Annotated in this window: 20 protein-coding genes; 11 read left to right on the forward strand and 9 right to left on the reverse strand. The window is 70.9% G+C overall.

Annotated elements, in window-relative coordinates; all coding sequences use genetic code 11:
- Window positions 1-2 precede the first annotated feature (2 nt).
- From bpln_RS32410 to bpln_RS32445, 8 genes are all read right to left on the reverse strand, one after another.
- Complete coding sequence (locus bpln_RS32410; RefSeq protein ID WP_042629678.1) at window positions 3-1,928, reverse strand: extracellular solute-binding protein; 1,926 nt, start codon at window positions 1,926-1,928, stop codon at window positions 3-5.
- A 154-nt stretch (window positions 1,929-2,082) separates the two neighbouring features.
- Window positions 2,083-4,848: a TonB-dependent receptor gene (locus bpln_RS32415; protein ID WP_055141103.1), complete on the reverse strand. Its 2,766-nt coding sequence runs from the start codon at window positions 4,846-4,848 to the stop codon at window positions 2,083-2,085.
- 308 nt (window positions 4,849-5,156) lie between these two features.
- Window positions 5,157-5,732 carry a helix-turn-helix domain-containing protein gene (locus bpln_RS32420; RefSeq protein WP_042629158.1) on the reverse strand — a complete coding sequence of 192 codons (576 nt, stop codon included), beginning with the start codon at window positions 5,730-5,732 and terminating at the stop codon, window positions 5,157-5,159.
- A 25-nt stretch (window positions 5,733-5,757) separates the two neighbouring features.
- Window positions 5,758-6,951, reverse strand: coding sequence for a tetratricopeptide repeat protein (locus tag bpln_RS32425; protein ID WP_042629159.1), 1,194 nt, complete (start codon window positions 6,949-6,951; stop codon window positions 5,758-5,760).
- Window positions 6,952-6,967: 16 nt separating this feature from the next.
- Window positions 6,968-7,396: an ExbD/TolR family protein gene (locus tag bpln_RS32430; RefSeq protein ID WP_015878223.1), complete on the reverse strand. Its 429-nt coding sequence runs from the start codon at window positions 7,394-7,396 to the stop codon at window positions 6,968-6,970.
- A 16-nt stretch (window positions 7,397-7,412) separates the two neighbouring features.
- Complete coding sequence (locus bpln_RS32435; protein WP_042629160.1) at window positions 7,413-7,835, reverse strand: ExbD/TolR family protein; 423 nt, start codon at window positions 7,833-7,835, stop codon at window positions 7,413-7,415.
- 13 nt (window positions 7,836-7,848) lie between these two features.
- Window positions 7,849-8,760: a MotA/TolQ/ExbB proton channel family protein gene (locus bpln_RS32440; protein WP_042629161.1), complete on the reverse strand. Its 912-nt coding sequence runs from the start codon at window positions 8,758-8,760 to the stop codon at window positions 7,849-7,851.
- 95 nt (window positions 8,761-8,855) lie between these two features.
- A complete protein-coding gene (locus tag bpln_RS32445; protein WP_042629162.1) occupies window positions 8,856-9,557 on the reverse strand; it encodes an energy transducer TonB in 702 nt (233 codons plus the stop codon).
- A gap of 158 nt (window positions 9,558-9,715) precedes the next feature.
- Between bpln_RS32445 and bpln_RS36465 the strand changes: the two genes are divergently transcribed.
- The 9 genes from bpln_RS36465 (at window position 9,716) to bpln_RS32485 (ending at window position 20,381) form a co-directional block, all read left to right on the forward strand.
- Window positions 9,716-10,105 carry a hypothetical protein gene (locus tag bpln_RS36465; protein ID WP_141755271.1) on the forward strand — a complete coding sequence of 130 codons (390 nt, stop codon included), beginning with the start codon at window positions 9,716-9,718 and terminating at the stop codon, window positions 10,103-10,105.
- A gap of 380 nt (window positions 10,106-10,485) precedes the next feature.
- Window positions 10,486-12,315 carry an ATP-binding protein gene (locus tag bpln_RS32450; protein ID WP_055141104.1) on the forward strand — a complete coding sequence of 610 codons (1,830 nt, stop codon included), beginning with the start codon at window positions 10,486-10,488 and terminating at the stop codon, window positions 12,313-12,315.
- Window positions 12,312-12,722, forward strand: a complete 411-nt coding sequence (locus bpln_RS32455; protein WP_042629164.1) for a response regulator — start codon at window positions 12,312-12,314, stop codon at window positions 12,720-12,722. Before bpln_RS32450 ends, bpln_RS32455 begins: the two co-directional genes overlap by 4 nt.
- A complete protein-coding gene (locus bpln_RS32460; RefSeq protein WP_055141105.1) occupies window positions 12,694-13,074 on the forward strand; it encodes a hypothetical protein in 381 nt (126 codons plus the stop codon). Before bpln_RS32455 ends, bpln_RS32460 begins: the two co-directional genes overlap by 29 nt.
- 78 nt (window positions 13,075-13,152) lie before the next feature.
- Complete coding sequence (locus bpln_RS32465; RefSeq protein WP_042629166.1) at window positions 13,153-13,491, forward strand: STAS domain-containing protein; 339 nt, start codon at window positions 13,153-13,155, stop codon at window positions 13,489-13,491.
- Window positions 13,492-13,637: 146 nt separating this feature from the next.
- Window positions 13,638-14,537: an ABC transporter substrate-binding protein gene (locus tag bpln_RS32470; protein ID WP_042629167.1), complete on the forward strand. Its 900-nt coding sequence runs from the start codon at window positions 13,638-13,640 to the stop codon at window positions 14,535-14,537.
- On the forward strand, window positions 14,534-17,575 hold the full coding sequence (locus bpln_RS32475; protein ID WP_055141106.1) for a SpoIIE family protein phosphatase: 3,042 nt from the start codon (window positions 14,534-14,536) through the stop codon (window positions 17,573-17,575). The genes bpln_RS32470 and bpln_RS32475 overlap by 4 nt, the downstream gene beginning before the upstream one ends.
- Window positions 17,576-18,226: 651 nt before the next feature.
- The gene (locus bpln_RS32480) at window positions 18,227-19,261 is read left to right on the forward strand and encodes a glycosyltransferase family 2 protein (protein WP_055141107.1); all 1,035 of its coding nucleotides are present in this window, start codon (window positions 18,227-18,229) and stop codon (window positions 19,259-19,261) included.
- A gap of 34 nt (window positions 19,262-19,295) precedes the next feature.
- Window positions 19,296-20,381, forward strand: coding sequence for a glycosyltransferase family 2 protein (locus bpln_RS32485; RefSeq protein ID WP_055141305.1), 1,086 nt, complete (start codon window positions 19,296-19,298; stop codon window positions 20,379-20,381).
- A 104-nt stretch (window positions 20,382-20,485) separates the two neighbouring features.
- Here bpln_RS32485 and bpln_RS32490 read toward each other — a convergent pair whose 3' ends face one another.
- Window positions 20,486-21,175, reverse strand: coding sequence for a response regulator transcription factor (locus bpln_RS32490; protein ID WP_042629170.1), 690 nt, complete (start codon window positions 21,173-21,175; stop codon window positions 20,486-20,488).
- 320 nt (window positions 21,176-21,495) lie between these two features.
- On the opposite strand from bpln_RS32490, the gene bpln_RS32495 reads away from it, so the two are divergent.
- Entirely contained in the window at window positions 21,496-22,890 is a 1,395-nt protein-coding gene (locus bpln_RS32495) for a cache domain-containing protein (RefSeq protein ID WP_055141108.1), read from the forward strand.
- A gap of 2 nt (window positions 22,891-22,892) precedes the next feature.
- Window positions 22,893-23,573, forward strand: coding sequence for a response regulator (locus bpln_RS32500; RefSeq protein WP_055141109.1), 681 nt, complete (start codon window positions 22,893-22,895; stop codon window positions 23,571-23,573).
- Window positions 23,574-23,810 lie beyond the last annotated feature (237 nt).

Consider the following 23,810-nt stretch of genomic DNA (forward strand, 5'->3'; position numbering starts at 1 on the left):
TGTCACTCCTTGCCGGCGGCGCCCGAGGCGCCGGCCGCGTTCGCGGCGCCCGCGGCGGGGCGCTTGCGGTACCAGTAGTCGATCATCCAGTCCTCGTAGTTGTACGAAGCGGGGATCACCTGCGGATGGCCATAGGTGGTCTTGTAGCCGATCCGCGCGTTGGGCAGGTAGTAATGCGGCACCAGGATGTAGAGGTTGATCAGCACGCGGTCGAGCGCGTGGGTGGCCGTCTCCAGCTCGTCGAGCGTGTTGGCCGCGAGCGCGGCGCGGATCAGCGCGTCCACCGCCTTCGACTTCACGCCCGGATAGTTCTCCGAGCCGGGCTCGTCGGCGGCCGCGCTGCCGAAGCGGCGTGTCAGCTCCGCGCCGGGAATCGTCACCGGTGAGTAGATGTAGGTCGTCATGTCGTACTGGAAGTTGTCGAGGCGCTTCTGATACAGCGCGCTGTCGATCTCGTGCAGCCAGGCGTGGATGCCGAGCTCCGCGAGCGCCTGCGTGTACGGCAGGATCAGGCGGTCCATGCCGGGCTCGTCGTCCATGATCTCGATCGTCATCGGCGTGCCGCTGGCGTCGCGCAGCGCGCCGTCGCGATAGTGCCAGCCGGCCGCCTCCAGCAGCGCCCGCGCCTGCTTGAGGTTGTCGCGCAGCGAGTTCGGCGGCAGCGTGCTGGGCTGCTTCACCATCGGCCCGAACACCTCGGGCGGCAGCGTCTTGCGGAACGGTTCTAGCAGCGCCAGCTCCTTCTCGCTGGGCATGCCGGTGGCGCCGAACGGGCTCGCCTCCCAGAAGCTGTTGGTGCGCCGGTACTGGTGGTAGAACATCATCCGGTTCATCCAGTCGTAGTCGAACGCCAGCGCGAGCGCGTGGCGCACCCGCACGTCCTGGAACATCGGCTTGCGCATGTTGATCAGGAAGCCCTGCATCTGCGCCGGGCCGTCCGGGAACAGCCCCTGTTTCAACAGCCCGTTGTCGAAATTCTTGCCGACGTAACGGCGCGCCCACTGCGTCGAGCTGTATTCCATGCGCATGTCGATGTCGCCGGCCTTGAACGCCTCGAGCATGGTGTAGAGGTCGACGTAAAGCTTGAACGTAACGCGCCGGAAGCGGTACATGCCGCGCCGCGACGGCAGGTCGGCGGCCCAGTACTGCGGATTGCGCTCGTAGGCGATCTGCTTGTCGTTGCCGCGCTCGGCGATCCGGTAGGCGCCGCTCGCGATCGGCGGCTCGTCCACGATCTGGTCGAACGGCGGGCGAGTCCCGTCGGCGCGCTGCCCCCACTTCGGCGAGAACACCGGCAGGTCGCCCGCGATCAGCGGCGCCGAGCGCTCGGGCCGCTTGAAGTCGAAACGCACCGTGAGGCGGTCCACCACCGTGGCGCGGCGGATCACCTCGAACTGCGCGTTGAACAGCGGCGAGGCCTGCGGGCTCGTCAGCGTGTCGAACGAATACTTGACGTCGGCGGCCGTGATCGGGTCGCCGTTCGAGAAGCGCGCGGCGGGATTGATGTGGAAGGTGGCCGAGCTGCGGTCCGGCGCGACCTCGACGTCGTCGGCGATCAGCGGATATTCGGAGGCCAGCTCGTCCCAGCTACGCTGCATCAGCGTGTCGAACATCAGGTTCTGGATGTCCGGCGCCGGCGCGCCGCGCACCAGGAACGGATTCAGCGAGTCGTAGCTCTGCAGCTGGTTGTAGTTGTTGAACGTGAGCGTGCCGTCGGTGGGCGCGTCCGGGTCCGCGTAATCGAAATGCGTGAAGTTCGGCGGATATTTCGGCGCGTCGTACTGCGCGATCGCCGGCACGGCGAGCGCGGCGCCCGGCTGCGCGAGACAGGCCGCCGCCGCGACGCACGCGAAGGCGGCCGCGCGCGCAAGGCGGGCGGCCAGGGCACGGCCCGCGGCCCGCGGCCGGCGCATCGAGACAGAATTCATCGTCATCCTGCGGTGGACGGCGCGCCGCCGGGCGGCCGGCATGCCGTCATCAAGAGTTGAGGGAAACGGGCCGCCGCGCCTGCCCGCGCGGCAACGGGGGCGAGCGCGGCGGCCCGATGGCCGCCCGCACGGGGCGGGCGGACCTGCCACGAGATCAGAACTTGTAGGTCGCGCCGATCTGGGCGAAGCGGCCGATGTAGGTGTAGATCGACTGATCGTAACCGGTCTGGCTCAGCGTGCCGTTCGCGAAGATCGGGTCATACGGCGGCGTGCGGTTGAAGATGTTGTCGATGCCGCCGTAGATCGTCCAGTTCTTGAAGCCCGTGTAGGTCACCATCAGGTTGAACTGGCTGTACGAGCCGACCTTGTCCGGCGCCGGCGCCGCGAACAGGTTCTGCGCATACGGGCCGGTGAACTGCCAGGTGAGCGCGGCATCCCAGCGGTGGTAGCTCCAGTCCAGCGTGGTGTTGCCGCGCCAGCGCGGGAAGCTGCCGCCGAACGGCTGGGTCAGCGTGTAGTTGTTGCCCGCGCCGTCCACCGGGGCCGCACCCGGCGAGCCGATCTTGAAGTTCTTCACGTAGGCCCAGTCACCCGACAGCGTGAACGTGCCCAGGCCCTTGACCGGCACCGCCTGGCGGAACGTCGACTCGAAGCCGTTGGTGTCGAGGTAGCCGAGGTTCTGGTACGGGATCACCTTGTAGATCAGCGCGCCCGTGGTCGGATCGGTCACCACGCTCGACGGGCTGCCCTGGCCGATCACGTTGTCCACGCGGATCTTGTACCAGTCGAGGCTGAAGTCGGTGTAGCGGCTCGGCGAGAGCTGGAAGCCGATGTTCAGGTTGCGGGTGCGCTCCGGCGCGATGTTCGGGTTGCCCACCGTGATCGACGTGTAGTTCAGGCCGGTGGCCTGATCGATCTGGCTGCCGATGGTGCGCGAGGAGCTATCCTCGACGAAGGTCGGCGCACGGAAGCCGCGGCTGTACGACGTGTACAGCGTGAGCTGCTGGGCCGGCTGGTAGCGCAACGCGAAGCGCGGCGAGAACGCGCCGCCGACGTCCGAGTAGTGGTCGTAGCGACCCGACTGGCTGAACGTCAGGTTCTGCAGGATCGGCACGTTGACCTGGTAGTAGACCGCCGCGACGTTGCGCTGGCCGTTCACCGACTGCAGGTTCGGCGAGATCACGGCGCCGTCCACGTAGCCCGAGCCCGGCGCGAGGAATTCGCTCTGGTGCGTGAACTGCGCGCCCAGGCCGAGGCCGACGTCACCCGTGGGCAGATGGAACAGGTTCGGCGTGGACAGCGTCGCGTCCACCGTATCGAGCTTCGAGATGCCGAACGTGCTGGCATCCTGGTACAGGCCGTTGAACGCGCCCGGCGTGGACGACGGATTCGCGAAGTTCAGCGCGCCGTTCTGGTAGATGTTGGTCAGCTGGTTGACGTTGAGCTCGTTCGAGAACGAGTTGCTGACCGTGCTCTGCGAATGGCTCAGCGAGGTCGACCAGTCCCAGTCGCCGCCGTACCCGTGCGGCAACGTGAACGAGCCCTTGACGCCGGTGGACGCGCGCCAGAACGTCGAGTTGGTCTTCTCGGCGATCGCGGCCGGGAACGTGTAGGTCAGCGCCGAGGGTGCGCCCGTGGTGTTGAACGGGTTGCTGGTCGGCACCACCGTGTTGAACGGCGTGAGCTGCTGCGTGGCCGGGTTCCAGACCAGCGCCGGCCCCTGCGGGTTGCCCACGGTGTGGGTGCCCTGGTTCGAGGTCGACGAGATGCTGCTGATCATGAAGTCGGCGAACGCGGTGGTCTTGTCGTCCACCTTGAAGTCGCCGTGCAGCTTCGCGTTCAGGCGCTCCGTCATCGGCAGGATCGACATGCTCTGCGCGGTGTTGATGCCGCAGACGGTGCCCGGCAGGCCCTGCGTGAGCGAGTTGGTGGCGGCCGGATGCGGCGCGCAGCCGTTCAGCGCCTGGGTCGAGCCGTCCGGCAGGTTCCAGTACGACGGCCCGAGCAGCGACAGGCCGCCCGGCAGGCCGGTGTAGTCCATGCTGCGGGTGGAGTCGCGGTCGGCCAGCGTGAAGCCGTTGGACTTGTAGAAGCTGGCCGCGGCGGTGATGTTGAAGCGGTCGGCGTTCAGGTCGCCGAAGCCGCCGAGCACGCCGAACTTGGTGGTGCCGTCGCCGTTGCCGGCGTTGATCGCGCTGCCGAGGCTGCCGTCGAGCTGCAGGCCGCGGAAGTCGTGCTTGGTGATGATGTTGACCACCCCGCCGATCGCGTCCGAGCCGTATTGCGACACGGCGCCGGTCTTGACCACCTCGATGCGGTCGATCGCGTTGAGCGGGATCGTGTTCAGGTCGAAGAACGAGTCGTCGGCGTTCGAGAAGAACGCGAACGGCGCCACGCGCTGGCCGTCCACCAGCACCAGCGTGTACTTCTCGGGCAGGCCGCGCAGCGCGATGCCGGCCGCGCCGGCCGCGAAGTTGTTGCTCTGGCCTTCGCTCCAGCTGTTGGCCGAGTTGGCGGTGGTGTTGCGCAGGAAGTCGGACACGGTCACCGCGCCGCTGCTCGTGATGTCCTTCTGCGTGATCGTCTGGACCTGGTTGAAGCCGACCTTGTCCGAGCTGCGGATCAGCGACCCGGTCACCTCGAAGCGCTTGATCTGCGCCACCTTCTTGCCGCCCGGCGTCGTCGCCGCGGCACCCGAGGCCGCGGCGGGCGCCTCGGCCGTGCTCGTCGTGCCCACGCTCGACGGCGTGTCGGCCTGCGCCACCGTCACGGCCGGGCCGTTCGCCACCGCGTCGGCCACCGTCGCCGGACCGGCCGCCGGCTGGCTTTGCGCGAACGCCGGCACGGCCAGCGTGGCCGCCAATGCGATTTCCGCCCAGACGATCTGCCTGACGGCCATCGCCAATACTCTCTGTTTCATCTTGCCCCTCTCGCTGAACAAATAGACCCCCACCCGTCGCGCGCCCGGAATCTCGTGAAATCCGTTTACCGCCTGCGCGGCATCGCGTCCCGGCACCCGTTGCCAAACCCTTGTCTTGCCGATTGCGTACTGCCCTTGCTGCCTGCTGCCATCTCGTTCGCACCGGCCGCACGGTATCCGTCCGACCTTTCATTTTGTTAGTCATGCGAACGAGTCATTCCGGTCGCTCACCCTCGCCGCACCGAAATCTCGCTTCACCGCCTTACGCCCCGGCTACCCACCCCTGCCGGCCGCATCACCTGCCTTCATCAAAACAATCTCGGCGTGCCCACCCAGACCACCCACGCTTCCTCGTCCGCCGCGTTGCGCCACGCGTGCGTGAGCGCCGCCTCGTAGTGCGCCGTGTCGCCGGGCTGCAGCGTCAGCGTGCGGCCGTTCAGCGTCAGCGCGATCTCGCCGCGCACCACGTACAGGAACTGCTCGCCCGCGTCCGACGGCATCGCGGAGCCCGGCTCGCGGGCCGGCAGCTTCACCAGCACCGCGTCGAGCTGGCGGCTGCTGCCCGGGTTCGTCATGCGCGCGAACGAGTTCGCCGAATCCGCGAAGCTGAAGAACTGCAGCGTGTTCGCGCGCCTGACCGCCTTCGCCTCGCTCGGCGCCTCGACGAAGTACTGCATCGTCACGCCGAGCGCGCGGGCGATGCCGGCCAGCGAGGTCAGCGACGGCGTGGCCCGGCCGCGCTCGACCTGCGACAGGAACGGCTTCGAGATGCCCGCCGCCGCCGCGACTTCGTCGAGCGTGAGCTTCAGCCGCTGGCGCAGCGCCCGGATCCGCGCGCCGATCGCGGCCGCGGCCGACATCGTTTCATCGCTGAACGGGCCCATGGTCGTTCGCTATCCCGTTCGTGGTTCATTTCGCCGCGACGAGGGTCCACAGCCGTGCGACGTCGGCCGTCCCGTCGTTCCCGTTGACGGCGCGCCAGGCCTGCACCGCGCGAGGCTTGTCGCCCGCCACGTAGTACGCCTCGCCGAGGCGCAGCTGCGCGAGGTCCGGATGCGCGAGGCCGCCCTTGGCGATCGCCTGGCGGATCTGCGCGAGACCGTCGGCGGCCTTGCCGGCGAACACCTGGTTGAGCCCCGCGTCGACCGGATCGACCGGGTTGGCCGGATCGGGCGGCGCCACCGCGCGCCTGGCGGCCAGCGCCTGCAGGCGCTTCTCGCGGTCGGCCTGCGCGTCGCGGCCAAGCACGCCGGCGGCGAAACCCTGATCCACCACCTGCTTGCCCTCGGCCGTCGAGCCGGCCACGATCGCGAGCTGGGTCATCTCCATGTAGTCGTCGGCGCTCGCCAGGCCGCCGCTGGCGCGCCGCAGCCGGTACAGGTCGAGATCGAGCGACGACAGATAGCCGGGCCGCGTGCGGATCGCGTCGAACAGCTGGGTCTGATAAGCCGGATTCGGATGGTGCACCACCAGCGATTCGAGCGCGGCGCGGTAGGTCGCGCCGTCACCGGCGTGCTGCGCGCAGGTGGCCAGCATCTGCAGCGACGCCTCGTCGGGCACGCGGCCCGCGCGCGTGTCGGCGTCGAGCGCGGGCTTGAGCGTCGCCACCACCGCCTTGCAGTCGTTCGACAGGTAGTACGACTGCAGCAGCAGCGTGCGCATGTCGGGATCGCTGCCGCCCGCCTTCTGGTAGCGCTGCGCGGTGCGGATCGCGAGCGGATAGTTCTTCTGCTGGAAATAGAGGCCGGCGAGCGTGGCGGCGGTGCGCTGCTCGTCGGCGGCGCTCGCGTGGCCCGAGGCCAGCACGGCCTCGTAGGCCTGCTCGGCGGTGCCCGAATCGCCAGCCGCGATCGCCGCGGCGCCGCGCATCTCGTCCACCGTCACCGCCTCGTAGGGCGTCTTGTTCGGCACCGCCTGCGCCAGCGCGATCTTGCCGAGCGCGTCGCGATACTTGTGGGCGCGATAGAGATCCTGCGCGGCCGCGAGCGGCTTCGCCACCTCGGGCCGCAGCGTGTCGGCGGCGTGCGCGAGCGGCGCGGCGCAGGCAAAAAGCATCCCCAGCGCGGCCGCGAGCGCGGCGCGCGTCATCCGTTGGTCGATCATCGAAGTGCCCGGTTCGTTACTGCATGTACTGTTCGTTGCCGATCAGGCCGATCTTGGTGGCGCCCACGCGCTGCGCGGCGGCCAGCACGCCGGCCACGTCGCGGTACGGCACCAGCTTGTTCGGGCGCAGATGGATCTCGGGCTGCACCGGTTCGGCGGCGGCCTGCTGCAGCTTCGCCTCCAGCGCCGCGCGGTTCGGCACCGGCGCGCCGTTCCAGGTGGTGGTGCCGTCGAAGTCGATGTCGATCTGCACGATCTCCGGCGGCGTGGGCGGCGGCGGCGGATTGCCCACCGGCAGGTCCATCTTCACCGAGTGCATCTGGATCGGGATGGTGATGATCAGCATGATCAGCAGCACCAGCATCACGTCGATCAGCGGCGTGGTGTTGATGTCGACCATCACCTCCGGCTCGCCGCCGCTGCGCGAGGACACGTTCATACCCATAGTCGGCTCCCTGGCCTTAACCGCCGCGCGCCGGCGGCTCGGTGATGAAGGACACCTTGACGATGCCCGCCCGCTCGCAGTCGGTGATCAGGCGCCCGATGAACTCGTAGCGCGTGTCCTGGTCGCCGCGCACGTGGACGTCCGGCTGCGGCGTCATCTGCGAGACCGCCTTCAGCTTGGCGAGCAGCGTCGGCCCGTCCACCAGCTGCTCGCCCCAGAAGTACTGGCCCTCGCGGTTCACCGCGAGTTCGATGCTCTTGGGCGTGGTCTGCAGCGGTTGCACGGCTTCCTTCGGCAGTTGCAGCGGAATCGTGTGCGTGACGACCGGGATCGTGATCAGGAAGATGATCAGCAGCACCAGCATCACGTCGACGAGCGGCGTGGTGTTGATCGCGGAGATCACCTCGTCGTCGTCTTCCTGCCCGACACTCATGGCCATGGCGTGCCTCCGCTCAGCGGCCGAGCGTGGCGGCCGGCGCGCCGGCCACGCGGGCGCGCTTGCCGCCCGCCAGCACCACGGTGTGCAGTTGCGCGCCGAAGTTGCGCACGCGCTCCATCACGGTCTTGTTGCGGCGAACCAGGAAGTTGTAGCCGAGCACCGCCGGCACCGCCACGGCCAGGCCGATGGCCGTCATGATCAGCGCCTCGCCCACCGGGCCGGCCACCTTGTCGATCGAGGCCTGGCCCGCGATGCCGATCGCGGTCAGCGCGTGATAGATGCCCCAGACGGTGCCGAACAGGCCGACGAACGGCGCCGTGGAGCCGACCGTGCCGAGGAACGCGAGGCCGTCCTGCAGGCGGTTCGAGACGTTGGTGATGCCGCGCTCGACCGACGCGTCGATCCAGGTGTTGCGGTCCACCGCCTCCAGCAGCGCCTCCTGGTGATGCTCGCCCGCCTCGATCGCGGTTTCGGTCAGGAAGCGGAACGGCGAGGCCTCGTCGAGCAGCTTGACGCCCTCGCTCAGCGACGGCGCGGTCCACAGCTGCTGGTCGGCGTGCTTGGCCCGGCGGTTCGCGCGCATCTGCTCGAGGAACTTGGTGATCATGATGTACCAGCTGCCCATCGACATGATCACCAGCAGCACCAGCACGAAGCGCGCGACGAAGTCGCCGCCCTTCCAGAGCGCGCCGAGCCCGTAGGGGTTGGCCACCGCCTCGGTGGCGGCCGGCATCGGCGGCGGCACCGCGTCGGTGGCGGCGGGCGCGGCCTGCACGGCGGCGGGCGCCGAGCCGGCGGCCGCGTCGCTCGACTGCGCGAACGCGCTTTGCGGCGCGAGCAACGCCACGGGGGCCACCGATACGGCCACGCCGGTGGCGGAAATCATCATGCTTGCCGCGAGCGCGGCGATCGAACGCTTGGCCATACCCAACTCCTATTCTTTCGTTGTACTGACGAAGGCCTGTCATGCTTCGCCGCCTGGCGCCGGCACTGCCGGCGCCCGATCCAGATTGAGGGAATTCAGTTCAGATTGAAGGAGAACGGAACCTGTACGCGCACCGGTTGCCCCTGCGCCACGCACTTGAACTGCTTGACCGCATTGAACGCTGCACGGTCGAGATCCGAGTCGGCCGACTGCGCGACGCGCTCGTTGGTGATCTTGCCGTCCGCATCGACGGTGAATTCGATCAGCACGTCGCCCGTGATGTTGTTTTCCTGCGCTTCCTTCGGATAGCGGATCGAGCCGCGGATCTGATCCGAATTCGGGCACACCACGCCGACTTCATGGCTCACCGGCTTCGGGGCCGGCGCGGGCGGCGCGACCACCGGCGGCGCCGTGACGGGCGCGGACACCACCGGCGCGGCCTGATGCACGATCGGCGTCTGCGGCGGCGCCTGCACCGGCACCTCGGGCGGCGGCACGAACGGCGGCGGCGGCGGCGCGAACTTCGGCGGCGGCAGCTTGACGGTGGGCATCGGCGGCGGCGGCGGCGGCTTGACCGGCTCGATGATGCGGGTTTCGATGGGGTGCTGGATCACCTGCACGACCTTGGTCGCGAGGCCGTTGAGCAGCGCGTAGATCAGCACCACGTGCAGCAGCAGCACGACGGCGATGCCGGCGTAGCGGCGCACCGGCTGCTTGCGTGTTGCCTCGTACTGGCGGGGACGGCCGAGTTGCGCCAGACCGCTGTTCGACGTGGCGAGGCCCTCTTCAATCTTCATTGTCAAATCTATCCCCCCGGGCGGGATTCACCCGGTAACCGGCCGCCTCCGGATCGGAAGCCGCCGACGTCTCGTAACCGGGACGACCCGGTGCCGCGCCAACCCGACCCGGTTTCCGTTCGGATTCCGAATCGATAGCGCCGCTGCCCGCCGCCCGAATGACCAAATTGCCAGACCGCCATGTTTTTCGTCCGCCGCGCACCGGTCTCGACGTCATGACGGATCGTCGTCGCGGCGCGCGTTCCGGCGGTGATCGACCTGCCGGGACCTCGCCGCCGGTTTGCTGCGTGACTTGGGTGCAGAAGATATCAAGGAAAAAAAACACCCGTCAAACTTTATTTGATGCGCTCACACTAAATTTCGAGGGATTATTCCAATTTCAGGCCGACTCCCCGCTCGGCCTTTATTTACAAGGGGTTTACGAAGTTCTCCAACGCATCTGTAAACTACATTACAAGCCATTTTTTGGTGAAAAAGTTATGCACGATAATCGTGCGATGCACCAATTTGAGTTGCATTCCATCAGTGCAATGGGCTCCGGTCAATAAAGTGATTGGCTTGCCGTTCTGACTTGCATTGGAATTTGTTTATTCCTTCGGACGAGAATTCGACATGACGTTTCGGCATGAAGGCGTGCTGCGGCGGGCGGGCATTTCGGGCCGCCGGCTTCGCGCCTCGTTTCGTTCGTCATCCCTATCATTTCGATGGACCATCTTCGTCCGACACGCAAAACGAATAGGAAGAACTCCTGATCAAGTCCCATGACCCGAAGGTCGCCAGCATCGGCGCCGGCCCGCCGCGATGACGCCCGGCCGCGTCGCGGCGCGCGCCCGGGTCATCCGTGCGCCGCCGCCCGGTGGCATAATCGGCTGGCCCCGACTCCCCGCTGCATGTCGCGTGCCCAGGCGCGCCGGCATGCGCCGCCACGATGACCGATCCGATCACGCTCACCGCACCCGACAATCCGCTGCACGTGCTCGTCGTCGACGACATCGGCGCGAGCCGCGCGGAAACCGCCTCGCAGGTCCGCGCCGCCGGCCACCACGTGATCGAGGCCGACAGCGGCCGCGCCGCGCTCGCCGTGGTCGAGGCCACCGCCGTCGATCTCGTGCTGCTCGACCTGCTGATGCCCGACATGGACGGCTTCGAGGCCACGCGCCGCCTGCGCGCGAGCCACGAGCGCGCCTGGCTGCCGATCGTCGTGATGTCTTCGCTGCACGGCGCCGAGCATTTCGTGCGCGCGGTGGAGGAAGGCGCCGACGACTACCTCGTCAAGCCCGTGGACGGCGCGCTGCTGGCCGCGAAGATCCGCAACATCGGCCACGTGCTCGACCTGCAGTCGCGCGTGGCCAATCTCGCGGCGCACAATCGCGAACTGTTCGACCATGTCGGCGACGCGGTGCTGACGATCGAGGACGGCACGCGCATCTGCGACGCGAACGCGGCCGGCTACGCGCTGCTCGGGCTCGACGCGCTGCCCGACGACGGCGCGCCGCTCGACGCGCTGCTGCCCGCCGAGCTGGCCGAGCGGCTGCGCGCCGACACGCCGCCTGCCGCCTGCCAGGCGCTGGTGCGCGGCCCGTCGGGCGACACCTTCCCGGCCGACATCCGCATCAGCCGCTGGCGCACCAGCGCGCACCCGCGCGTGTCGCTGGTGATCCGCGATCTCACCGAGCAGCGCCGGCTCGACCGCCTCAAGGACGATTTCCTCAGCACCGTCAGCCACGAGCTGCGCACCCCGCTGACCTCGGTGAAGGGCGCCGTGGACCTGCTCGCGGGCGGCGCGGCCGGCGTGCTGCCGGCGCCCGCGCAGAAACTGGTCGACATCGCGCGGCGCAACGGCGAGCGCCTCGGCCGGCTGATCGACGACGTGCTCGACGTCGCCAAGCTCGAAGCCGACCGCATGACGCTGCAGCGCCGCGCCTGCGCGCTCGACGGGCTCGTCGACGAGGCGCTCGCGGCCAACCTCGACTACGCGCGACGCGTGGGCGTCCACCTCGCCCGCGTGGGCGCGCGCTTCGACTGCGAGGTGTGGGTCGATCCCGACCGCTTCCTGCAGGTGATGGCGAACCTGCTGTCGAACGCGATCAAGAACTCGCCGGCCGGCAGCACCGTGGAGATCCGCGGCACGCGCGACGGCGTGCGCGCGCGCATCGCCGTGCGCGATCACGGCGGCGGCATCCCCGAGGCGTTCCGCGCGCGCATCTTCGAGAAGTTCTCGCAGGCCGACGAGCGCGACCGCCGCGTCGGCACCGGCACCGGGCTCGGCCTGCACATCACGCAGGTGCTGGTCGAGCGCATGCACGGCATGGTCGGGGTGGTGTCCACGCCGGGCCACGGCGCCGAGTTCCGCGTCGACCTGCCGACCGGCGACGCCGCCGCGGTGCTGCCGCCCGCGCGGCCCACCGCGTTCGTGATCGATCCCGACGCGGCGGCGCGCGCGCGGATCACCGCCGCGCTCGCGCCCCGATTCGCGACGCTCGCCGCGGCCGACCCCGAGGCGCTCGCCGCCGCCGCGATCACCGCGCCGGCGCTGGTGGTGGCCGATCCGTCGCGCGGGCGCGACGCGCCCGAGGCGGTGGCGCGCCGGCTGCGAGAAATCGCCGGCCCCGCGCCGATCCTGCTCTACACTGACGACGTCTCGGCCGCCGCCACGGCGATCGCGGCCGACCGGCTGCCCAAGCGCGGCACCGACGACGATGCGTTGCTGCGTGCCGCGCGGCGCATCGCCCATCCCGACGGAGGACCCCATCGATGAGCACCACGCTGCACAGGGTGCTGTGCGCCGAGGATGACCCGGACATTCGGGCGATCCTCGAATTCAGCCTCGGCATCGTCGGCGGCTACGACGTCCGGCTCTGCCCGGACGGCACCGACGCGCTGGCCGAGGCCGACGCGTTCGCGCCGGACCTGATCCTGCTCGACGTGATGATGCCGACGCTGAGCGGCCCGGACACGATGCGCGCGCTGCGCGAGAAGCCGGCGCTGCGCGACACGCCGATCGTGCTGATGTCGGCGCGCGCGCTGCCCGACGAGATCGAGGCGCTGCTCGAGCACGGCGCCACCGGCGTGATCGTCAAGCCGTTCGATCCGATGACGCTGCCCGAACATCTGAAGATTTACTGGGACTACGCCCGTGATAAACGCGCCGGACTCTCCTCCTGACTTCGAACGCCAGCTCGCGGCGCTGCGCGCGCGTTTCACCGCCGGGCTCGCCGCGCGGCGCGACGAACTCGACGCCGCCTGGACCGAATGGAACGCGCTGGCGGGCACGCCCGATGCTGATCGGCCGCGCGCGGTGCTGGGCATCGCGCTGCACCGGCTGGCGGGCGCCGCGCTGTCCTACGGCTACGAGACGCTCGGCCAGGAATCGCGCGTGCTGGAGGCCCGCGTGACCGCGGACGGCGCGCAGCCGGGCGGCCTGGCCGTGCCGTTCGCCGCGATCGTCGGCGGCATCAACGAAGCGCTCGCCGCGGCCGCGGGCGCCCGGCCCGAGCCGCCGCCCGCGGCCCAGTAGCCGGCTCGCGCCGCTGACCGGGCGCGCCGCCGGCCCCGGGGCCCTCCCCTGGCCGCGCGCGTCCTTTGAGGACATCCCATGGAACTGCTGACCACCCCCGCGCCCGCCGGCCCGCTGCTCGTCCGCCCGACGGACGCCCACCTCGACGCCGGCAACGTGCAGGCGTTCAAGGACGCGATCGCGCCGCTGCTCGCCCAGGAAGCGCGCATCGTGTTCGACATGTCGTCGCTCACGTTCGTCGACAGCTCGGGGCTCGGCGCGCTGCTCGCCTGCCTGCGCGAGACGCACCGGCGCGGCGGCGACTTCAAGCTCTGCGCGATGACCAAGCCCGTCAACGCGCTGTTCGAGCTGATGCGCATGCACCGCGTGTTCAGCGTCCACCGCAGCCAGGAGGACGCCCTGGCCGCCTTCGCCTGAGTCCCGCCCGCGCGAGACGGGCCAGGTTCACGATCACGCCATGCTTTTCGCCCCGGCCCGTGCTGCAATCGAGCCGGCACGGCGCCGGCACCCGCCCGGGCCGGCACCGACGCCCGCCGCGCATGCCTCACGCAAGGAACGACACGATGGTTTGCTGGCCCGATCCGCGCAGGTTCACGCACCGGCTGGCCCGCCGGCGCCCGGCGTCCGCCCTCCCGTCGGGCGCGCCGGGGCCGGGCCTGGGGCCGCCGTTCGCGCGCTCGCGTGCGGTCGTGCTGCTCTGCCTGCTGCTGTCGGCCGGCTGCGGGGCGGCCCGCGCGGGGGCCGTGCTCGACCGCGTCCACGCCACCCGCACGCTGCGCGTGTGCCTGTCGCTCAATGACGGCGGCATCACCTATCGCGACCCGCGCACCGGCGAGGCGCGCGGCATCGACGTGGACCTGTCGGCGGCGTTCGCCGCCGATCTCGACGCGCAGATCGTCACCATCGACACCTCGTTCGCCACCTTCACCACCGACCTGCTCGCGGACCGCTGCGACATCGCCATGCTCGCGGTGGCCGCCACCCAGGCCCGCCGCGCGACGCTGCGCTTCAGCCGCCCGTACCTGATGAGCGGCATCGTCGGCGTCGCCTCGCGCGGCAGCGAGGTGGTGACGGCCTGGAACGACATCGACCGGCCCGGCGTGCGGGTCGGCGTGCAGCGCGGCTCGCAGATCGAGCCGCTGCTGCGCGATACGCTGAAGCACGCTACCGTGGTGGTGCTCGACTCGCGACAGAATCGCGAGGACGAGTTGCAGGCGGGGCGCCTGGACGTGCTGCTCGCGGGCCTTCCGTATGCGTATCGCCTGCTGGAGAATGCCGAATGGGCGCGCATCGTCGCGCCGCCGGAGCCGTTTCACCCGATGCCTTACGCATATGCGGTCCGTCCCGGCGACGATGCGTGGCTTGCCACCGTCGACGCGTTCGTCGCGCGCATCCAGCGCGACGGCCGGCTCGCCGCGGCGGCTCGCCGTCACCATCTGACCGAGGTCATGCTGCTCCAGTGAAACGAATCGAAGCGATCATCGGGCATCACACCGCGCAGCTTCCCGCCTGGCTGAACAGCCGCTCGGTGCTGATCGGCGGGGCTTTCGTCGGCGCGCTGCTGGTTGGCGCGGCCGGCGCCTTCGCGTGGTGGGAGCACCGCGGCGCGATCGACGACGAGCGCGCCAGCGCCACCATGCTGGCGCGCGCCATCGACGACGAAAGCGCGCGGGCGGCCAGCACCGCGAACTCGATCGCGCGCGCGATCGACAGCACGCTGCAGACCAGCGACCTGCGCCACGCCGACTACGCGAACGCGCTGCTCGCACGCTTCGTCGCCGGCGCGCCGGTGGTGCGCAGCCTGTCGCTGGTCGACAGCACCGGGCTGGTGTTCGCGAGCTCGAACGAGGCGAACGTCGGCGCCCGCCTCGACCTGGGCCAACTGCCCGGCCCGCGCGTGCCGTCCACCGACGGCGATCTCGCGATCGGCCACCCGCTCGCCGGGCGCGACCTGGCCGATTCGGCGCTCGCGCGCGGCACGCGCCCCAACGCCGCCCGCGCGCTGCCGCTGCGCTTCCTGCCGCTCGCGCGCGCGGTCGTGACGCCCGACGGCGACGTGATCCGGATCGTGGTCGCGCTCAATCCCGACTACCTGAAGACCACCTTCCAGATGCTGCTGGCCGACGCGCCGCGCTCGGCCGCGCTGGTGTCGCTCGACGGCACGCCGATCGCGGCCACCGGCGCGCCGCTCGCCGCGACCGACGCCTACGCCTCGCATCCGCTGTTTCGCACGCTGCTGCCGCGCGGCAATGCCGGCACCTTCGACGCGCTCGAGTTCGGCGGCACGGCGAGCGTGGGCGCCTGGCGCACCGCGCGCCGCTGGCCGTTCGTGACGATCGTGGCCACCCCCGAGGCCAACGCGCTCGCGGGCTGGGCCCTGATCGTGCGCTGGGTCGCGTTCGGCACCGGCGTGGTGCTGGTGCTGTGGGGCGTGTTCTGCACCGCGGCCGCGCGCAGCCTGCGCCAGAACGCGCTGACGATCGCCGCGCTCGGCCAGCTGATGCGCGAGATCGCGAGCAGCGAGGCGCGCAACACCGCGGTGCTGACGAGCGCGATGGACGGCATGGTCACGCTCGACGCGCTCGGCCACGTGGTGGAGTTCAACCGCGAGGCCGAACGGATCTTCGGCTACCGCGCCGAGAACCTGATCGGCCAGCCCGGCGAGGCGCTGCTGCCCGACGAGATCCACGAGCTGATGCGCGCCGGCCGCGCGCCCGGCGACGACGACCGGCTCGCCGCGCCGCGCCGCCGGCTCGAGCTGAACGCGCGCCGCGCCAACGGCCGCGTGTTCCCGGCCGAGATCTCGGTCGCGCCGGTGGACGTGGACGGCGAGCTCTACTACTTCTGCACCGTGCGCGACCTCTCCGAGGCCAAGCGCGCCGCGCACGAACGCGCGCAGCTGCTGGCGAAATACCGCGATTCGTCGTCGGACCTGCGCGGCCTGAAGAGCGCGCTCGACGAGCACGCGATCGTCAGCATCCTCGCGCCGGACGGCACGATCCTCTACGCCAACACCATGCTCGCCTCGGTCAGCGGCTACCAGAGCGACGAGCTGGTCGGCCAGTCGTACCGGATGCTGCGCCCCGACGACGCCTCGGGCGGGCTCGCCGTGGACGGCCTGCCCGCGCTGATCCGCGAGGGCGCGCCGTGGAGCGGCCAGCTGGTCCACCGGCGCCGCGACGGCTCGCTGTTCTGGACCGCCTCCACGCTGGTGCCGATCATGAACACGTCGCACGACACCAAGCACGCGTTCCTGATCCAGACCGACATCAGCCTGCAGGTGGCCGGCGAACGCGCGCTGAAGGACGCGCATCGGGCCGAGCTCGAACTCGGCGCCGGCATCCAGCGCGGCCTGCTGATCGGCGATCTGCCGCCGGCCGTCCACGACTGCCTGGTCGCCAGCTTCAACGTCGCCTCGCGCGGCATCAACGGCGACTTCTTCGACCTGTTCGAATTCGACGACGGCTGCTTCGACCTGCTGGTCGGCGACGCGATGGGCAAGGGCGTGCCCGCCGCGCTGCTCGGCGCGGCGTTGAAGATGCAGTTCTCGCGGTCGATCGCCGAGCTGGTCGCGCACGGCGGCGCGCCGGGCACCATGCGGCGGCCGTCGCCGGCACAGATCGTGGCGCACGCGCAGCGCGCGATGCATACGCGGCTGCAGGCGCTAGACAGCTTCGTCACGCTCTGCTACCTGCGCATCGACCGCGTGCGCGGCACCGCCACCTGGGTCGGCTGCGGCCACGAGGAAACCATGCTGTTTCGCGGCAACGCGCCGCCCGAATTCCTGCGCAACCAGCATCCGCCGCTCGGCGTGATCGAGGAGGCCGAGGTGTTCGAGGACACGGTACGGCTCGGCTCCGGCGACACGCTCGCGCTCTACTCGGACGGCCTCACCGACGCGGTCGATCGTGCCGGCGAGCGCTTCGGGCTCGACCGCCTGGCGGCGACGCTGCGCGCGCTGCTGCCCTCGCACCGCCGCCCCGGCACGATCGTGCGCGGCATGCGCGCGGCCGTCGAGGCGTTCACCAACAGCGCCCGGATTCCCGACGACATGACGATGCTGGTGCTGCAGCTGCCCGACGGCGGCCCCAACGCGCGCCGCGCGCGGCTCGACATGCCGCGCACGCTCTCGCAGCTGCAGCTGCTGCGCACCTTCGTCACAACGCACGCGACGGCCGGGCTCGGCGACGACGACGCGGCCGCGCTGGCGCTGGCCGCGGTCGAACTCGCGAGCAACATCGTGCGGCACGACTCGCGGCCCGGCGACGGGCCGATCGAGGTGGTCGGCACCGCCGGCGCCGGCTTCGCGATGCTCGAATTCGTCTACGACGGGCGGCCGTTCACGCCGCCAGCCGAGCTCGCGCCGGACTTCTCGGGCGAATCGGAAGGCGGCTTCGGCCTGTTCATCATCCGCGAGAGCTGCGACGAGGTCAGCCACGATCACGCGAACGGCATCAATCGCGTCGTGCTCGTGAAGCGGCGCCGCCTGCTGGCCGGATGAGTCGCGCGGCCGGAGGCCGGGCCGGCCACGAGCCGGCGCCGAAGCGATGCCGAAGCGGGGCCGAGCCGATGCTGGCCCGCCGCCGCGGGCGCGCCGAAACGGCTCCGGATCGGCGTGGCCCGGGCGCCACGCCGGCGGCCCGGGCCGGACCGGCGATCTGACCGTTCAGGCGCCCGCGCCACACGTCCCAAGCTTGTTCCGCGGGCCGCCCGAAGCCGCCCCGCGAGCCCTTCTGCCACGCCCCCGACACGCCTCGCGCGAGCCCGGCGGCGCCCGTCGGCCAGCCCCCCTCGTCCGGCCGAATCCCGCGCCGGTCGTGCCATTCCTCATACTTTCAGAATCGCAGGAAATGGCTTGGCCGACGCGGCGACGTTTGCAGTTCTGTCACGATTCCCGCTCTGATTCGCGTTGCAATGGAGCCCATCCACCCAGGAGGGCCCACGCGATGATCGCAATCTCTTTGGACGCACAACAACGCTGCAGCCGTCGCTCGGGCCGCCGGCAGGCCGCGGCTCGTCCGCAGTCGGGACGCGCGCGTCAGCTTCGCCGGGCTCGCGCGTGGCGCATGCAGTCCACCGTCGTGCCGCTGCGCCGCGCGTTCGTGCCGTGCTGGGTGGGCAGCGCGTTCCGCGCGCCGATGGAGGACGAATTTTGAACCCGCATCAGGTCGCCGTGGTCGTCACGGGGCGTGATCGCGACGGCACGCTGGCGCGCTGCCTGCGCGGCGTGCGGGCCGCCGACTGGCGCGAGCTGCCGGTCGAGCTGCTGTACGCGACCGACGACCCACATGGCGCCGACGCCGTGCGCGCCGCCCGTCACGGCGCGCGCGTCGTAGCGGTCGAGCCGCGCATGGCGAGCGCGCCCGCCGGCCCGGCCGTCACGCGCGCCGCGCTGCGCAACGCCGGCTGGCGCGCGAGCGGTGCCGATACCGTGCTGTTTCTCGGCGCCGACACCCTGCTCGACCGCGCGTTTCCGAAGCGCGCGCTGGCCCGCCTCGAAGCCGCCGGCTGCGCGGCCGTGCGCGGCCAGTGCCGCGAGGCGCTGCCGCATCAGTCGCCGTATGCGGCCGTGGTGGATCTGGACGGGCTGATGCCGTCCGGCGACGCGCTCGATCGCGTCGGCGACGCCCTGTTTCGCCGCGCCGCGCTCGAGGAAGTCGGCGGCTTCGACGCGAACCTCGCCGACGGCGAGGCGGCCGACCTGTGCCGGCGTCTGGCCGCGCGCCGCTGGTGGGTGGACGAACCGGCGATCCCGATGGCGCGCCACGACGACGTGCTCGCCGGCTTTCGCGACTACTGGCGCCGCGCGGTGCGGATCGGCGAGGCCTACGCGGCCGCCGACGCACGCTGCGCGGGCCGCGCCGCTTTCCCGCACGGCTACGCGCCGCAACGCAACCGCGCCCACGGCAGCGCGCTCGGCGTCGCGGCGCTGCTGCTCGCCGTGACGCTCGCGCTCGCGCCGGCCGCCGCCTGGGGCCTCGTCGCGCTGTTCGGCGCGGCGCTGCTGCACACGGCGTGGCGCGCCCGGCCGGGCGCCGGCGACTGGCGCCTCGCGACGCTCTATGCGCTCCACGCGCACCTGCAACAACTGCCGATTCTTTATGGCCAACTCGCTTACCGCCGCCGTCATGCCGCCGCCGCTCGTCCGCGACGCGCACCTCGCCATCTCCCCGGGGGGGTTCGATGACGAGGCGGGCCGGGCGCGATCGGCCCGGCCCGTCGTGAGCGGCGGCCTTCACGGCGGCCACGGCGCGGGCCGCGCGCTGCGCCCGTCGCCGCACGAACACGTGCTGGCCCGGCGCGCGCTCTCGATCCTGATTGTCGCGCACGACTGCGTCGAGCACATCGACCGCCAGCTCGCGCTGCTGAGCGTGGCCGCGCGCTATCGCGACTGGCAGGTGATCGTGGTCGACAACGCATCCACCGACGGCACGCCCGACCTCGTCGAGGCCAATCACCCGTGGGCGCGGCTGATCCGCTCGCCCGTCAACATCGGCTACGCGGCGGCCTGCAACCTCGCCGCGCAGGAAGCGCACGGCGCGTTGCTGCTGCTGATGCATCCGGACACGCATGCGCAGCCGGCGATGATCGCGCGCGCCGCCGCGCGCATGCTCGTCAATCCGCACGTGGGCATCGCCGGCGGCCGGCTGGTGGACGCGGCCGGCAACGAGATCCCCGCCTCGCACCGCTTCCCGAGCGCGCTCGGCGACGCGTTCGCGTGGCGCGGCCCGCTCGGGCGCGCGGCGGCACGGCGCGCGCAACTCGACCCTGACCTGCAGCCGCGCCGGCCGGCGCGCGTCGTCGACTGGGTGTCCGATGCGTTCGCGATGGTGCGCCACGACGTGTTCCGCTACCTGAACGGCTTCGACACGCGCTTTTTCATGTACTGCGAGGATATCGACCTGTGCCAGCGCGCCGGCGCGGCGGGGTTCGAGGTGATGTACTGGCCGGACGTGCGCGCGCGCTGCGTGAGCGGCGGCACGGCGGGCGTGGGCGGCGGAATCGGCCAGGCGGCCGGCGACGCGGCCCGGCGCGAGCGCTGGCAGATCCGCAGCCGCCTGCTGTACCACCACAAGCACCAAGGCTCCACCAGCGCCTGGATCGCGAGCCGCGTCGAGGCGGCCTGGCTCACGCTGGCGGGTTGGGGTTATCGCTGCGGCGACGCGCTGCAGCCGGCCGACGCCGGCGCCGGCGAGGGCGATGCGGCGAGCGGCCATCGCGATGCGTTCGCGCGCCGCGCGCAGGTGGATGATGCCTGGCGCGCCACCGATGGCGGCCGCGAATCGCCGCCGGGGCCGTGGCGCTGAGCGCCGTGTCCGCTCCGGCCGCGCGGGCGCGGGCCGAGGCCGCCGCGCCGTGGCGGGCCGCCCGGGGCGTTTTACGCGCGCCGCGTCCGGGCCTCGTTCAGGCCTTATTCCGGCGAATCGAGCCGCACGCAGCGGTAGCCGTAGCCGTAGATCGGGATGACCTTCCAGCCGTTGGAACCGTCGAGCTGCAGCTTCTTGCGCAGCCGGCTCACGTGGGTGTCGACGGTGCGCGTGTCGACGTCGGCATGCACGCCCCAGACGCGGTTCAGCAGATGGTCGCGCGACAGCAGCTGCCCCGGGCTCTGGAACATGTAGACTGCGAGGTCGAACTCCTTCTGCGTGAGATCGACCGAACTGCCGTTCACGGCGATCCGCACCCGCTGGATGTCGATCTCGTAGGCGCCGAGCGTGAGCGGCGCCTTGCCGCCGATCCCGTAGCGGCGCGCCACCGCCGCGATCCGCGCCAGCATCTCGGCCGCGCGGGCCGGCTTCACCAGGTAGTCGTCGGCGCCGGCGCGCAGCGCGGTCAGCACCGTCTGCTCGTCGTCGCGCGCGGTCAGCACGATCACGGGCACGTTCCAGCCCACGTGGTCGCGCACCCACTGGATCATCGCGTCGCCCGTGGTGTCGGGCAGCATCCAGTCGATCACGAGCAACTGGAATCGCTCGTTCTTCAGCGCCTCGGTAAACGCGGCGCCCGTCGCAAAACCCTGTACGCGATGCCCGCCATGTTCGAGCCACAACATGATCAGGTCGCGTTGGTCGGCATCGTCTTCCAGCACGGCGGTCAGCATTGCGGGTACTCCATCCAGAAAATGGCCCCATCTTACTCACCCGCCGGGCGATTGGGAAATCGCGTGTGACCGGCGCCGTGCGCCACGCGCGTCGCCATCCCGGCCGGCGTGCTGCCCGACGGCGATACGCTGCGCCGCACGCTGCCTCGCGTGTTGCCCCCGGCAGGCCGGCACGCGGCCATGTCACAAACTTGCAGCGCGATCAGCCAGGCGCGCGCGGTGCGTCGCGGCGGCCCGAAATCGCGGACAATAGCTGACCCTGGCGCGCCGGCGCCGCGTTGCGCGGCGGGTGCGCCGCCGCTTGTTTGCGTCGATCGACCATGAAACTCAAGGCGAAGATATTCCTGCTCGCGATCGTGCCGTTCCTGGCCGCGATCGCCGGCATCGGCTTCGGCGTGCGCCAGCAGGCCACGGCGCTCGCACGCGCGCAGCACGAGACGGTCGAGGCCGCCTACCTGTCGAGCAAGGAGCTCGAGCTCAAGCATTACGTCGAGATCGCCACCAGCGCCATCGCGCCGCTCTACGACGCCTCGCGCGACGGCGCGCCCGGCAACGACGCGCGCCGCGCGCAGGCGCTCGAAATCCTGCGCAAGATGGACTTCGGCCCCGACGGCTATTTCTTCGTCTACGACATGCAGGGCGACTCGCTGATGCATCCGCGCGAGCCGGAGCGCGTGGGCCGCAACTTCTGGGCGATGCGCGACCCGCAGGGCGCGCCCACCATGCAGCACCTGCTCGCCGCCGCCGCGCACGGCCACGGCTACGTCCGCTATCTGTGGCAGCGGCCCACCACCGGCAAGGTCGAGCCGAAGCTCGGCTACGTGGTCGGGCTCGATCGCTGGGGCTGGATGCTCGGCACCGGCATCTATCTCGACGACGTCGATCGCGCGCTCGCGCGCATCGACGAGCGTGCCTCGGCCGAGATCGACGGCACCATGAAGGGCCTCGCTGCGATCGCACTGGCCGGCGCCGCCGCGATCGCGCTGTGCGCGCTGGTGCTCAACGTCAGCGAATCGCGGCACGCCGACGCGCGCCTGAAGGCGCTCGCGCAGCGCGTGGTGGAATCGCAGGAGGACGAGCGCGCGCGCCTGTCGCGCGAGCTGCACGACGGCATCAGCCAGATGATGGTATCGGTGAAATTGATGCTCGAATCGGCGCTCGAGCGCTTCGAGCGCAGCCCGGCGCGCGACGCGGCCGCCGAGGGCGTGCTGGCCAAGAGCGTCGCGCGGCTCGGCGACGTGCTGCGCGAGGTGCGCCGCATTTCGCACGCGCTGCGTCCCGCGATGCTCGACGACCTCGGCCTCGCCGCCGCGCTCGACCAGCTGATCCGCGAGCTGGGCAGCGAGACCGGCGTGGAGCTCGGCTACACGCAGATCGTCCACTCGGGTTCGCGGGCGCTGCCGGCCGCCGTCAACACCGCGCTGTTCCGCATCGCGCAGGAAGCGCTGACCAATCTGATCCGCCACGCCCAGGCCACGCGCGGCGCGGTCTCGCTGGAGATCGCCGCGCACACGGTGGCGCTCGCCGTTTCCGACAACGGCCGCGGCTTCGACGTCGAGCGCATCCAGGCCGATCCGCACGGCGGCGTGGGCCTGCGCAACATGCGCGAGCGGATCGACGCGCTCAGCGGCACGCTGGTGATCCGCTCGCAGGCGGGCCACACCGCGATCTCCGTGCGCGTGCCGCTGCCCGCCCGCCGCCAGACAGGAACCTGACGATGACCCTTGCCTCTCCCGGCGCCAGCCCGCCCCCGTTGCAACCGGCCCAGCCCGAGCCGGCCGCCCGCCTGCTGCTGGTGGACGACCATCCGCTGGTGCGCGACGGCCTCAAGATGCGCCTCGAAGCCGTGCCCGGCTTCGTGGTGGCGGGCGAGGCCGGCAACGCCGCCGACGCGCTCGCGCTCGCCGAAACGCTCGAACCGGACCTCGCGCTGATGGACGTCGGCATGCAGGGCATGAACGGCATCGCGCTCGCCGCCGTGTTCCACGAGCGCTTACCGGCGATCCGGGTGGTGATGCTGTCGATGCACGACAACGTCGAATACGTGACGCAGGCCGTGCGGGCCGGCGCGAGCGGCTACCTGCTGAAGGATTCGCCCGCCAGCGAGATCATTCGCGGCATCGTCGCGGTGCTGGCCGGGCAGACCTTCTTCAGCGAGGGGCTGGCCGCGCGGATGATCCAGGCGAGCGCCGGTGCGGGGCCGGTCGAGCGGCTCACGCCGCGCGAGCGCGACATCCTCGATGCGCTCGCCGAGGGGCTGTCGAGCAAGCAGATCGCGCTGCAGAACGGGCTCTCGGTGCGCACCGTCGAGACCCACCGGCTCAACCTGAAGCGCAAGCTCGGCATCGAGGGGCAGGCCGAGCTGATCAAGTTCGCGGTGGAGCACCGGCGGCGCTGAGGGGTGTGGGCGGGTGAGTGGAGCAAGGCGAGCGGCTTTGCGGCGCCGCCTTGGTTCGTGACGGCGGCGGGTGGCGCTGTCGACAGATCCCGGCCGACGGCGCTCGCCGGGATATCAAAAAGACGTGGCCGGCTTCGCGCGGCATATCGCGCGTCCGAGGCGACGGCAGCCGGCCCGATCGCGGCCATTGCGGCCATCACGCCCTGCCATGGCGTCCATCGCGGCGCTTGCATGGCG

This window comes from Burkholderia plantarii (genome assembly GCF_001411805.1).
Lineage (GTDB): Bacteria > Pseudomonadota > Gammaproteobacteria > Burkholderiales > Burkholderiaceae > Burkholderia > Burkholderia plantarii.